We start from the raw sequence: 13,117 nt of genomic DNA on the forward strand, positions 1-13,117 counted from the left end.
TTTTTGCTGTGAATTTAAAAATGTCAATTATACGTAAAGTGAGAGCGGTAGAACGGGTGTTTAACCGCCTCGACGGGGAGATAAAAAGCTTTCAGCAACACACGCAAGTCCATTGTATAGCCGGTTGTGGCAGGTGCTGCACTAAACCCGATATAGAAGCCACTCCCTTAGAGTTTTTACCCCTGGCTTTCCACTGGTTTTCAGAAGGAACAGCCGGGCAGATGCTCGAGCAACTCAACAACTCTTCATCTCCCGTCTGTACGGTTTATGCTCCGCTTTCCTTAGAAAATATCACAAAAGGCAGCTGCGGGATGTACCGGCACAGAGGACTGATCTGCCGCTTATTTGGGTATGGAGCCAGTAAGGATAAATATGGCCAGCTCCGGCTGGTTACCTGTAAGCTCATTAAAGAGCAGCAGGCTGAAAACGTGCAAAAAGCTGTTGAGCTTATTCAGAACCAGCAGCACATTCCGGTTTTTTCAGACTATTACAAAAAACTGATCCAGATCGACTTTGCGTTAGCCAGTCAGTTTTTACCTATCAACGAAGCAATCAAAGAAGCGCTGGAAGCAGTGCTCCACCATTACGCGTACAGACCTTTTCCAAGACGACCGAAAGCCGCCTGACCCTGAAATCACATTAACCCGCTATATTCAAGATAAAATCATGAATAATGACGATAAGGGTTAATCCGATGTATCCACTGTATTTCCGACACCAAATACATTTCCGGGATCCAGGTGTTTTTTGATCATTCGATGCAGATCAATTTCTGCCGGTGAAAGGACTTGCCCCACAAATGGCTTTCGTAGTTTGCCAACACCATGATGATGAGAAAGTGAACCTCCGTTTTGCAGGATGGTATTGCGCATTTCCCGTTCTATTTGAGCAAATACGTCTTCAGCTTTATCAATTCCCCGGGTATAAACACCAAACATAATATACAGGCATACACTGCTATGATAAAGTTGCGTTACCCTATACGACAGATACGGCTTGCCGGGAAGCTGAAATCGTTTATGCTGCTCGATGAGTGTTTTCTCCAGGGCTTCACCAACCACTTCAATTTTATCCCATGAGACAGTCGTCTCCAGTGTTTCTCCGATACACTGGTAGTCCAGAAGGAAGTCGCGGATATACGCAATGACATTGGTTAGCCCATAGCCACGTTTGCCATTACCGGCTCCTGCCAGGAGCCCACCACATTTTTTTGCCAGCTTTTGAACCGTACTTTTTTGATGCGTGACCTCTTTCCGCGCTCCCTCCATCACAATGGTAGCCAGACACATCTGATCAGGATTCATTTTCATAATGTTGAGAATAATAAACTTCTTCAAGCTATCGGAAAATCGTTTTAGGGAGTTTTCTTCACGCGGTTTGAGCACCATTCCAAATTTAAACTGGTTGTTATCTACCAGTCGTACACTGGCCGGCTTGATCTCAGAACCTGCAATAGCTCTCAGAAAGCTCACTCCTTTGCTGAAATCACGAAAGATCACGGATTCATATTCTTTACTTTCCGGTCTGCGATGAAGGCGAACTACCGCCGAAGTGATAATGCCCAGGTTACCCTCATGACCAAAAGCCAGCCGCCCCAGGTTCATGCCTGTAGAAACCCTGTCATGGTACGCTGTATGGCTGATAAGCCCTGTTGGGGTGACCATCTCAAAATTCACGACAATATCTTCGATGTTACCATACTTATTACGTTTCATGCCGCTGGCATTAGTGGCAATCCATCCCCCCAATGTTGAAAACTCTATACTATCAGGTTCATGCCCCATGGTAAACCCTCGTTTCACAAGTTGCTCCTCCAGGTGACGACCCACTATTCCGGCTTCTATACAAGCCAGTTGGTTAGCTTCATCGATCCACCGGATTTTACTCATACGGCGCATATCTACCGATACAACCAGGCGATGTTCATTTTCAGGAACAAGGAGTGCGCTGCTTACATTCGTTCCGCCTCCGTATGGGATCAGGCAAACGTCATGCTGCACAGCCTGCTCTACCAGCTGCAGCACATCCTCTGTACTCCCCGGATATACCACCATATCAACCAGTTTGGGTAACAAGCCTCTGTAGAGTACTTTGCATATCTCTTCACTGGTAGTTTGCCCGTGACTGTGGATCAGTCGGTCCAGTGGGTCAATGCTTATTTGGTCAGCCCTGAAAACTTGTTGCAGCGCTGCAGTCCACTTTTCATTAACCGTTGGTTCAGGGGTAAATTTCGGGTCAGCTTCCTTTTGATGAGCCTCATCAAAAATAGGAGCGCCTATCATCTCTTCCACATAGGGCTTAAAAGCAGGCAAGGGCTTATTGGAAAAAAATTCGAATTCCGGACGATTACTACGAAAGATCACCTGACCATCTTTCAGTAAAAATCCCGTCTCTTCAAATCCCCACCGATGATCTCTTTTCTCAGGGTCAATTTTTTGCATAACCAAAATTAGACAAACTATGATAAGATTAAGTAAACTGATCAATCACTGGTGCAGGACAATTTTGCATTCTTGAATGTTCCCAACAATTTTCACACAAAAACAAACTTGCTTATAAACATTCCCCTACACCCCTTTTTCTAAAGGGGAATATTGGTGTTTTTATGTGAAAATCTCTTATAACGTCAAGGTCATTTTTTTGCAAAACTGTCGTACACCCTCCACCACTCATAAACGACAAATGCCTTGCAACTTCACTTCCCTCCCAACTCAAGGATCGCCTGTCGGAGCTGATCGGTCAGCTTCCGGCTTTTTTCAATCAAGGCTTTGAAATCATCATCCGGTTTTGCCTCATTGGGAGGATATAGTGGTTTCCCAAACCGGACATTCATTCTGCCAGGGCGGATCAGGTATTTTCCTTTAGGCCATCTTCGGAGACTACCGGACACATAAGCAGGAACGATCGGCAGGCCAAGTTCACAGGCCATGATAGCCGCTCCAGGCTTCATTCGCCCCACCTTGCCGGTCTGAGAACGGGTACCTTCAGGAAAAATGATCACAATATCTTCACTGTCTATTGCCTGACCAAACTGATCGATGGTGTCCCGGATCACGGACGTCTGGCTGGACCGTACCCAGTTGCGCTGTACCGGCACTGCTTCAAAAAACCACTTAACCAGGGTTCTGCGCCATCTGTGATCAAACCAGTAATCACGGGCTACTGCTATTTTCGTATGACTAAAACCTTTTCCTGAATAAATGGCGAGTAAAATAAAATCAAGATGGCTGCTATGATTGCTACAGAGTACATACGGCTGGTCCGGCAGCTTATGGGCTCCATGCACACGTACCGGACAATAGATCGTAAATACCACCCGACAGTAATACTCAAACAGTTTCCGCGAAAGTCGTTTCAGGATCACTTCGCTCTTTCCTCTTTGGCCACACGGCCGTATTTGAGATGGGCCTGTACCCACGTATTAGAAAGAATGGCGGCCAGCAGGGATATCTCCAGGCATAGGGCTGACGCACAAATTATTTCTGCCAGCTTTTTCGATGCATGTTCGCCTTCAGTGCAGCCAAGCACTTCGAGGTTTTTGCGTTGCTGAGCAAGTCGTGTCCCTCCTCCTACTGTTCCGACAGTGATCGAGGGCATAGTAAGCCAGAATTTCACTCCAGCATCGGTGGTCTTCGTCTGAGTGTACCCCAAAGCATTTTCAGCTACACAGGCAGTATCCTGTCCGGTGGCCAGGTAAATGGCCGTGAGTGCATTAGCAATGTGTAACTGGATACCATTGCTGCCTGAGATATGTGAAGCATAAGGACCAAACTCCTGCATGATATCAATGTCTTTTGCCGAAACTCCAAGCATACGGTTAAGCGCTTGGTGAGAGATAAATGTCTCCGCAATCACATAATGCCCTCTGCCTCGTATCCGGGTGATGTCCGAGCTCTTCTTATCACTTGAGAAATTGGAATCCAATACATAAGAAACGCCCGTGTGCAGCCTGATGTATTCGCTCGCTTTCTGAGTAGCGATGGTTACCATATTTTGCCCGGCGGCATTGCCCGTTGAAAAGATAAAGTCAATAACCACAAATCGGTTTACAACGTGTGTCTCGAGCTTAAGCAACTTACCATAGCTGGTAGTAGACTCCGCCTCAGACTTTATCTCCGCAAAATGCTCCTCAACCCAGTTTACCAAACGGGCCTGCCCGGAAGCCTCTTCCAGGATGAAAAATGGCGAACGAGTCATCTGTTGCTTCACATGAGTGGTTTTTACACCCTCTAGTTTTGAAGTCACCTGCATACCACGAGTCATTGATGCCACCAGAGACCCCTCTACTGTACATACCGGCACCAGAAAATTGCCGCTGGCATGGTCCCCTTCCAGCCGCAATGGTCCGGCTACTCCCATCGGCAGGTTCAAAAACCCTATGTGGTTTTCTATGATCCCCTTCAGCTCTTCAGTAGTATTTCGCTCATCAGCCAGCCTGACTCCTGTGTGTCCCTCGATCCAATCAATCCGCTCCTTGGATTCTTCCCAACTATAACCTCTTGGAAACCGCCTAATGTTATTTTCCGACTGTTTGGACATATATTTTTTTATATTTAGATAAACTCTGACTGCAATGATGCAATAGAAGACCGTTGCATGATCCGTTCAGGGGCTAAATTTAACCCCGTATTATTCATTAGAAAATGAATAATTGACGAAAAATGCTCCAAAAAGCATTTTTGTCAGGGTTAACCCAGTTAAAAGTATTTTATCTTACTGATTGAATACTTTCCTTCCGAAGTGTTACTCCTTATTGATCAGGGCTCCTTTAAAAACTCCTGGATGGCCTCATACATCTGATCCAGCTGAGCATCACCAATGATGTATGGCGGGATCATATAGATAACGTTGCCCAGGGGCCTGAGCAGGATATCACGGTCAAGAAAAAAATCATAGATCGTTTCCTTCAGCTTACTGGTATATCCTGCATCGTCTGCATGCAGCTCGATAGCTAGTATTGTACCTCTTGACCTGATTTCTTTTACAGATTTTGGAGGACTAAAATATTTGATAAATGTTTTGTGCAGGTCACTTATCCTTTGAATAGCCTCCTGGGTTTTCTTTTCCTGAAGGAGTTTCATGCTGGCATTGGCAGCAGCACACGCCAATGGGTTGGCTGTGTAGGAATGTCCGTGAAAAAAGGCTTTTTCCCTGTCTGTATTATCAAAAACCTCCACCACCTTCTCACTCACGGTGGTAACTCCCATGGGTAGAAAGCCTCCGGTAATCCCTTTCGACAGGCAAAATAGATCGGGCTTATTTTTGAGGTAGTCACAGGCAAACATCTTTCCGGTTCGACCGAAACCGGTCATTACCTCATCAGCAATACAGATAGCCTGCTGTTCGTGAGCCAGTTTGATCAGCTCGTCCAGCACCTCCGGGTTATACATACGCATACCCGCTGCGCCCTGCACCAGCGGTTCAAAAATAAAAGCAGCAGTATCCAGGGATACCAGGTCCTTCATTGCCTTGATGGTATTCTGTCCGTCGCCCTCAGGAAACGGAATAAAATCCACCTCAAACAGGTAAGGAAAAAAAGGCATGGAAAAAATGCTCCGGTCACCTACAGACATACTCCCAAACGTATCTCCATGATAGGCACCTTCTATCGCAATGATCCTTTTCCGCTCCACTCCCTGATTATGCCAGTACTGTATAGCCAGCTTTAGCGCCACCTCCACTGAAGTACTGCCGTCATCAGAAAAGAAGATCTTGTTTTGATTCGGGGGGAGCAACTTGAGAAGCGTCCTGGACAGCTGAATAGCCGGTTTATGGGTGAACCCTGCAAAAATTACCTGCTCCAGCTCTCTGGACTGCTTCGCGATAGCACGGGCTATCTTCTTGTTAGCATGACCATGTATATTGACCCACCATGAAGAAATCGCGTCGATGATCTTTCGGCCATCGTCCGTATGGAGATAAACACCCTCGGCCTTTTTGATCAGCAGTGGATCATTTCCTGCCAAAGGCGAGAATGGATGCCAGATATTTTTTTTGTCCGTTTTTTTCCAGTTGGTTAGTCCCAGCATGATCTTAGTTTTTTGGCGTATGTCCTGACTAGTTCTTTTGTGATCTCCTTTTCCTGATCAATGTGTATAAGTTTTGGGTAACCTGACTTTTTAAGAATGATATCCTCACTTTCCTCATTCATTTCCCCATTGAAAATAATCCCTTTCACCTTTAACCCTCGTTGTTTGATCACCTCAGCGGTAAGCAGGGTATGATTGATGCTCCCCAGGTAGAAATTAGAAACAAGGACTATCTCACACTTAATGCTATCGGCTATGTCCAGCACTACCTCTTCTTCATTTAAAGGCACCAGCACGCCACCCGCACCTTCTATTACCAGGTCCCGGTTAGATACCGGTGGAATGATCTCACCTACTTTTATCGTAACATCATCAATTTTCGCTGCAGCATGTGGGGATGCCGGTGTACGAAGGAGATACTTCTCCCTGTAGAAGTTGCTTTTGCTGTTGGATACCAGCTGCTGAACAGTCTCAGTATCTCTGGGAAACCCGGCCTGAACGGGCTTCCAGTAATCGGCTTGTAACATTTCCGTTAAAATGGCACTCACCAGCGTCTTACCACTATCCGTACCTATCGCTGTTACAAAATAATTCATAACAGCGAAGGTAAAGCGTAACCCGGAAAATTCTTATGAACATTAGAAATACCAATCGCCTAAAACCAACTTACCCTCTGTGTTCTAAATCTTATTTCTATTGCAGCAGGTGTGTTTTAGCTTTAATAAACCAAACGTTTCTGTGGCATCAGGCCATGCATTTTAAGGACCGATTGGGCCTGGTCAGAATTAAGGTATTTCAGAAACGCCCGCAACCCCAGATCACTGCTATCTCTGAAATAAACCTGAAGGGGTCTTTTTAGCGGATAAGTATTGTTTCGTAAGTTCATAAATGTGGGAGCTACGAAGGTATTCACTGAAGATTCTAAAAGCACACTGTGGATGCTCTCTGAAAAATAAGAAAACCCAATAAACCCAATGGCATTTGGATTTCTTTTGACAAGAGATACGATCTCTGCATTGTCTGAAGCAATCACACTATTGCCCGGCAATTCGCCCACCTGAAAATAAGCGGTGAAAAATCGTTGAGTCCCTGAGTTCTGGTCTCTGAAAACAGGCAAAATAGCTCCCGGATTCCCTCCTATTTCACTCCAGTCTTTAATATTTCCGGAAAAAATACCGGAAACCTGCTCATTGCTGAGCTCAGTTACCGGATTGGAAAAGTTAGTAACGAGTACTATGCCATCATAGGCCACAATGTACTCCTTTACTCCATGCTGAGCACCAAGCAAAGAGTCCAGGTTAAAGCGGTAGGAAGAAAGCCCCATATGAGCTTCATTATTGCGGATAGCATTTAAACCTGTACGGCTTCCTCCACCCTCTATCTGTATTTTTACAGTATCCTGGGTAGATTCAAAATCATTACTTAAGGCCTCAAAAGCCTCAAACATGGATTCACTCCCCCTGACCTTAACAATATGCGGTTCAGGCGTGTCTATCTGTGAACAAGAGGTCATATAAATGACCACAAAAAGTGTTAAAAAGGATTCTGGTTTCATAGTGTTGAGATTAGGCCACGAAGCTAAAAAACGATGCAAATGAGCCCGATAACCGAATGATTAATAAAACGCTATGAAAATGTTAAGCCAACTATACCAGTTGTTTCATCTGATTGACTAGCCCACGTATCTCCTCTTGTGTATTGTGTACATGAAGACTGATCCGCAACCGCTCCGTGCCTCGTTTTACCGTTGGGGAAAGGATCGGACGCACATCATACCCCTGCTCCTGCAGGGATTTTGCTGCCTTTCTGGCCTTTTCATTTGAACCGATCATCACAGGTTGAATAGCGGTCTCGCTGATGGATCCTTTCCATAACGAACGGAAGTCAGCAATCCGGCTTTGGAGTGTATCCTGAAGGTCCTGATGATTAGCCAGATATTTAAAGCTTTCTATCACCGAAATGATGCTGTGAGGTGACAGTGACGTGGTGTAGATGAATGGTCTGCCAAAGTTTACAAGATAATCGATGAGTACCTTTGATCCGGCCACACAGGCACCGTGACCTCCCATTCCTTTACCAAAGGTGTATACCCTGGCAAAAACCCGGGAAGCTAATCCCTGATCTACCAGCATACCTGCTCCCCCATCTCCATAAACACCTGTGCTGTGAGCTTCATCCACGATCAGGTAAGCACTGTATTCCTCACACAATGACACGATCTCGGGCAGAGGAGCCACATCACCGTCCATGGAAAAAATGGTTTCAGTAAGCACAAAGATATTTCCTTTTGCCCTGGACAGCCTTTGACGAAGGTCCTCCAGGTCATTGTGACGAAAGCTGATGGTCTCAGCTCTGCTCAGCCAGGCTCCTTCTTTGAGGCACACATGAGAGAGCTGGTCATATAATATGGTATCTCCTTTTTGAGCCACTGAAGAAACCAGCGCCTGATTCGCAGCATAACCCGAGTTAAATACCAATGTGGCTTCCGCTTGAAATAATCCGCATAACATTTCCTCCAAAACCGAATAATACTTGTGGTTTCCGGACAACAGGCGGCTGCCAGTTCCCCCATTAGCGGGCTTTTCACCATTCAGCGTTTCCAGTATCCGTTTACCTAATTCTTCATTGTGTGCCAGACTCAGGTAGTCATTTGAAACAAAGTCTAAAAGTTGATCAGTAGCGGGCAAAATCCTTAGATTACCGTTTTGTTCCCGCTCATCAAGTTTTTCCTGAAGAAAATCTAATCTCATGAGCACAAATTAGCTAAATATCTATCTTTGGAAGCAACATGCGGACAGTTTTAATCGCCATAACAACCTTCTTCTTAGTCCTCGTTGGAAACGCACAAGAAAAAGAGCCTAAGGAGGTCCTTACTTTTGATTACCAGCTGGTAGTTGATAATGATGTTTTCACCCTGGACCTCACAAAAGATCAATATTATAGCAGTGGCATCTACCCTTCAGTGCGATGGCTTGGGGACAGTACCAAAAAAGCCAAGGTTATCTATTCTGCCAGGCTCAACCACCGGGTGTATACCCCATCCTGGGTCGGGTGGGAAAACCAAAACCAGCTGGATCGTCCCTATGCCGGTCAGATCTCAGCTACTTTCTCCAGAGAACTATACTTCTATAGCAATCAATACCTGAAAATGCGGATTGAGCTTGGGTGGATGGGCCCCGGCGCTTTGGTAGGAGAAACACAGCGGACCTGGCATAAGTGGTTTGGCATGCCTGAACCCAAAGGCTGGAAGTACCAGATCAATAACACTCCCATTATCAACGGGTATGCATCCTATATTAAGCCGCTGTTTGATGCCCGGGCATTTAAGATAAGCACGGAATCAAACCTGGCTCTGGGAACAGTCTACAACTTATTTCGTCAGGATCTGGTTTTCAAAACGGGTAAACTTCTGCCGCTGCATCAATCAGCATACGTGAGCTCCTCACTCGGAAATTTAAGGGAACCCAAGCCACAACAACCTCACAAAGGGGCACCTTCGCCAGAAACCATAGAATCTTATTTTTTCTACTCTCCTGGTATTGAATATGTATTTTACAATGCTACAATCGAGGGAAATTTTATCGGAGAAAAATCCATTTACACTGAAGAAGCCTATCGCTGGGTATGGCAGCACAGAGCAGGAGTAATGTTTAGCTGGCCAAGGTTTGACCTGGGCTTCATTGCTTACTGGAGAACCCGGGAGAATACCAATGCAACCAGGCATAGCTATGTGGGTATTCGCATGAATCAGCGATTCTAGTGCAATAGGCAACAAAATCTTACTGAGGGTTGTCCTCCCTTAAGATTTATACCTACCCCCGATCCGTCAAATCCCTATTTTTCATTTTAAGTATATCGCTGTTACACAGGTAGAGTGGCTATCGGAACTTTGTATTGTTAAAAAACATAAGCCATGAATAATTTTACTACCATTATTTACCGACAGGTTAGCCCGTACCTGAAAGTACTCCGTATCGGACTCATCATCATTGGACTGATCTTGCTGATATTAGAAGGCTTTGAATATGATCTTCTGAAGACGGTTGGAGTGCAGTCTGTAAGGATATTCGGATTAAAAGTTGACTTTCTGGCTGAGGCCGCGCTTATGGCCAGCGAAATCAGAGGAAGGATCAGATTCTAATGGTTTATCCACTCAAAATCCTGACGAAAGCATCAATCCTGTCGCAGGATCGTTCTAAAATCCTGACGGAACATCAATCTCGTCGCAATATTGATCCAAAAAGCTGACGGAGTATCAATCTTGTCGCAATATTGATTCAAAAACCTGACGGAGCACCAATCTCGTCGCAAGATTGATCTAAAATCCTGACGGAGTATTGATCAGTATCCATGGTCGATTTTTTCAAACTGCAGCCTTAAACCACAGGAATTGAGGGGATTTGGGCAGACGTGGGTGGACTTACCCCTTCATTTTGGATGGATCTTGTCTGGTATCGAAAAAATCTGTCACGTATATAAACTCCCCTTCTATCCTGTAAATAATCTTAAAATAACCTTCCACAGCCCTTTTATGACCTTTCCTTAAATGGATTAGGTATTCCTCTTGCTGATAATGATTATAGGTGGTTACCAGCTTATCAGCTTTATCCAGCAAAACGTTTCTAAGCTCAAGGACTTTTTCTAAGGACCAACCTTGTTCTTCTAATAAAAAATGTGACGATTCATCCAGACTCTCGTAGGACTGATCGGTATAGATTACCTTCATATACCCAGGCGAGCATTCAATTTTTTCTCCAGTTCTTCCCTATCCATCACTCTTCCTTCTTTTATGTCTTTTTCGGCCTTTAGAGCCCTGGATGTCAGCTTTTCTTTCAAAACAGGGTCTAACTCCTGTTGCTCTTTTTTAAGCACTGATTCCAGCTTTTCAATTATCCTTTCATTGCTGATGGCCAGTATTTCCTCTATAAAATGAAGCTTTCTTGTTTGTAAATCCATACGTAAAGTTAACGATAAAACAGGTACAATGATACAGTGCATGCCATATCTAAACACGATTCGGGGATCGGTCTATCCACCAGAGATGCCTTTTCACAGGTCCGAAAGGACTCCATGGGAGGAATCCTTTGGATCGGCAGTACCTGACAGAGCACCATCATTGACCTTTAAGGCCCGAAACCTCTAACACTACCTTCCCCTTTACTTTTCGATCCACAATGTCCATGAGCGCTGCAGCAGCATCTTTGAGGGCATAGGTCCTTGTTATTTGCGGAGCTATTCTATCCTCTGCCAGCCACTTCAAAAGCAACTTCACATTCCGCCTGTTATCTCCCGGTTCATTTCGCCAGAAATGTCCCCAAAACACCCCCACAATGGATGCGCTTTTGAGCAAAGGGAGATTGAATGGGAGAGCCGGTATCTCACCGGAAGCAAACCCCACAACCAAATGCCTGCCTCCCGGCTTTAAGGCCCGAAAAGCAAGCTCTGAAAGTTTACCACCCACCGGATCAAACACCACATCTGCTCCTCCCAGCTTTTTAAGCTTATCTTTCAGTTCATCACCGGGAGTAAGCGTCTCATATGCTCCATTCTTCTTCGCAAAGTTCCTTTTCTCCTCCGTAGAGGCTACAGCTATGACTTTAGCGCCAAACAAATTACCCAGCTGAACAGCTGCAGTACCAGTACCCCCTGCTGCTCCTAAAACTACGAGCGTTTCTCCCGGCTTCATCATAGCCCGGTCCTTCAAAGCATGGATCACAGTACCATAGGTTTCCAATAGTGATGCGGCCAATTCCAGCGACACTTCGGGAGGAACAAGAAACGTATTCTCGCCTGTTGCTACAGCATACTCTGCAAAGCCTCCCCACCCCATCGCTGCCAGCACACGATCTCCTTTTTTGACATGAGTTATCCTTGACCCAGCCTTTTCCACCACACCAGCTACTTCTCCCCCTGGCACAAATGGAAGATCCGGCTTAAACTGGTACTTGCCTTGAACAATCAGGGTGTCCGGAAAATTCACACCACAGTATGCTACGCTAATCAAAACTTCATCATCCCCTGGCTCAGGGGTTGACATTTCGTCAAAGACCAGGTTATCAGGAGCTCCAAAAGATTTGCACTGAATGGCTTTCATCATATAAATGAGGGTTTAAGTAAAGCTAAGCGCTGTAAAGCTGAACATAACAATCCGTTCTTGAATTCCGTGAAAAATTAAACAAAATCACCCTCACAGTCTTTCTTTAGTATGAATACTTAAGAGAACAACAAACCCAAAGTGCTATGGAAAAGATCAGTTTTGAGAAAAGAGGATTAAAATACGGCCTCCTCACAACGGCTGGCCTGATGGTTTTTTTCTTTCTTATGAAAGTTCTTGGCCTCATTCACATTTACGAATTGAGGGCGCTAAACAGTGTTATTATGTTTACCGGGGTTTATTTGGCCATCCGCTCTTTTAAGCACCAAAGTGGCAAGAAATTTCATTACCTGAGCGGTATGGGTATGGGATTACTAACCACGCTGGTAACCACCATCACCTTTTCAGTATTTGTACTGGGATACCTGCTGAGTGACAATGCGTTTTTGCAAGCGCTGAAAGCCGAAGAACCTCATGGGGTTTACATCAATGAATGGGGTGCTACAATCATCATCTTTATAGAAGCAGCTGCCTCTGGTTTTATCTTTTCCTTTTTGTCCATGCAATGGCTGAAAAAAGAGGAAAATACCCCTAACCTATCCAAAAAGTCGAAATATAAATATAGCCATTAAAGAATATCCAAAACCGTCTGTGGTGGACGGCCCAGTACCGCCTTGCCGTCTTTTATCACGATAGGTCGCTCGATGAGTTTGGGGTAGTCAGCCATTGCTGATAACCACTCATCATCAGATAATTCCTTTCCTTTAAAATTCTCCTTGTATACTGTCTCCCCCTTTCGGATCAGCTCCTGAGGTTTGATCCCCAGCATTGCCACTATTTGCTTCAATTCCCCCTTGGATGGAGGCGTTTTCAGATATTCTATCACTGTTAGCATTTCGCCCCTGTCCTCTAAAAGCTCCAGCGTTTCTCTGCTCTTGCGGCATCTCGGATTATGAAAAATTCTGACCATGTAATAATGCAATTATTTGAAATT

15 protein-coding genes are annotated in these 13,117 nt (G+C 45.0%); 4 read left to right on the forward strand and 11 right to left on the reverse strand.

Annotation, left to right across the window (positions count from 1 at the left end):
* The first annotated feature begins 20 nt into the window (after positions 1-20).
* Complete coding sequence (locus tag AC3E9V_RS17590; RefSeq protein ID WP_488749455.1) at positions 21-626, forward strand: YkgJ family cysteine cluster protein; 606 nt, start codon at positions 21-23, stop codon at positions 624-626.
* A 60-nt stretch (positions 627-686) separates the two neighbouring features.
* Here the strand turns inward: AC3E9V_RS17590 and AC3E9V_RS17595 are convergent, their stop codons facing one another.
* The 7 genes from AC3E9V_RS17595 to AC3E9V_RS17625 all read right to left on the reverse strand — a co-directional run bounded on the left by AC3E9V_RS17595 (position 687) and on the right by AC3E9V_RS17625 (position 8,779).
* Complete coding sequence (locus AC3E9V_RS17595) at positions 687-2,441, reverse strand: FAD-binding oxidoreductase (protein WP_488749456.1); 1,755 nt, start codon at positions 2,439-2,441, stop codon at positions 687-689.
* A gap of 254 nt (positions 2,442-2,695) precedes the next feature.
* The gene (locus AC3E9V_RS17600) at positions 2,696-3,364 is read right to left on the reverse strand and encodes a lysophospholipid acyltransferase family protein (RefSeq protein ID WP_488749457.1); all 669 of its coding nucleotides are present in this window, start codon (positions 3,362-3,364) and stop codon (positions 2,696-2,698) included.
* Positions 3,361-4,539, reverse strand: coding sequence for a hydroxymethylglutaryl-CoA reductase (locus AC3E9V_RS17605; protein ID WP_488749458.1), 1,179 nt, complete (start codon positions 4,537-4,539; stop codon positions 3,361-3,363). The genes AC3E9V_RS17600 and AC3E9V_RS17605 overlap by 4 nt, the downstream gene beginning before the upstream one ends.
* Positions 4,540-4,757: 218 nt before the next feature.
* Entirely contained in the window at positions 4,758-6,029 is a 1,272-nt protein-coding gene (bioA, locus tag AC3E9V_RS17610) for an adenosylmethionine--8-amino-7-oxononanoate transaminase (RefSeq protein ID WP_488749459.1), read from the reverse strand.
* Positions 6,017-6,625, reverse strand: coding sequence for a dethiobiotin synthase (gene bioD / locus AC3E9V_RS17615; RefSeq protein WP_488749460.1), 609 nt, complete (start codon positions 6,623-6,625; stop codon positions 6,017-6,019). Before bioD ends, bioA begins: the two co-directional genes overlap by 13 nt.
* 122 nt (positions 6,626-6,747) lie before the next feature.
* Positions 6,748-7,584: a PstS family phosphate ABC transporter substrate-binding protein gene (locus AC3E9V_RS17620; RefSeq protein WP_488749461.1), complete on the reverse strand. Its 837-nt coding sequence runs from the start codon at positions 7,582-7,584 to the stop codon at positions 6,748-6,750.
* A 91-nt stretch (positions 7,585-7,675) separates the two neighbouring features.
* Positions 7,676-8,779: an aminotransferase class I/II-fold pyridoxal phosphate-dependent enzyme gene (locus AC3E9V_RS17625; RefSeq protein WP_488749462.1), complete on the reverse strand. Its 1,104-nt coding sequence runs from the start codon at positions 8,777-8,779 to the stop codon at positions 7,676-7,678.
* Positions 8,780-8,817: 38 nt separating this feature from the next.
* On the opposite strand from AC3E9V_RS17625, the gene AC3E9V_RS17630 reads away from it, so the two are divergent.
* Both AC3E9V_RS17630 and AC3E9V_RS17635 read left to right on the forward strand, forming a co-directional pair.
* Complete coding sequence (locus tag AC3E9V_RS17630) at positions 8,818-9,789, forward strand: lipid A-modifier LpxR family protein (RefSeq protein WP_488749463.1); 972 nt, start codon at positions 8,818-8,820, stop codon at positions 9,787-9,789.
* A 153-nt stretch (positions 9,790-9,942) separates the two neighbouring features.
* A complete protein-coding gene (locus tag AC3E9V_RS17635) occupies positions 9,943-10,170 on the forward strand; it encodes a hypothetical protein (RefSeq protein ID WP_488749464.1) in 228 nt (75 codons plus the stop codon).
* 279 nt (positions 10,171-10,449) lie between these two features.
* Here AC3E9V_RS17635 and AC3E9V_RS17640 read toward each other — a convergent pair whose 3' ends face one another.
* From AC3E9V_RS17640 to AC3E9V_RS17650, 3 genes are all read right to left on the reverse strand, one after another.
* Entirely contained in the window at positions 10,450-10,755 is a 306-nt protein-coding gene (locus AC3E9V_RS17640; RefSeq protein ID WP_488749465.1) for a type II toxin-antitoxin system RelE/ParE family toxin, read from the reverse strand.
* Complete coding sequence (locus AC3E9V_RS17645) at positions 10,752-10,985, reverse strand: hypothetical protein (protein ID WP_488749466.1); 234 nt, start codon at positions 10,983-10,985, stop codon at positions 10,752-10,754. Before AC3E9V_RS17645 ends, AC3E9V_RS17640 begins: the two co-directional genes overlap by 4 nt.
* Positions 10,986-11,142: 157 nt before the next feature.
* Complete coding sequence (locus AC3E9V_RS17650) at positions 11,143-12,126, reverse strand: NADPH:quinone oxidoreductase family protein (protein ID WP_488749467.1); 984 nt, start codon at positions 12,124-12,126, stop codon at positions 11,143-11,145.
* Positions 12,127-12,269: 143 nt separating this feature from the next.
* On the opposite strand from AC3E9V_RS17650, the gene AC3E9V_RS17655 reads away from it, so the two are divergent.
* Entirely contained in the window at positions 12,270-12,755 is a 486-nt protein-coding gene (locus tag AC3E9V_RS17655) for a hypothetical protein (protein WP_488749468.1), read from the forward strand.
* On the opposite strand, the gene arsC is transcribed toward AC3E9V_RS17655, so the two are convergent.
* Complete coding sequence (gene arsC, locus AC3E9V_RS17660) at positions 12,752-13,093, reverse strand: arsenate reductase (glutaredoxin) (RefSeq protein ID WP_488749469.1); 342 nt, start codon at positions 13,091-13,093, stop codon at positions 12,752-12,754. The genes AC3E9V_RS17655 and arsC overlap by 4 nt on opposite strands.
* Positions 13,094-13,117: the final 24 nt, after the last annotated feature.

This window comes from Marinoscillum sp. HNIBRBA16962 (assembly GCF_057801515.1).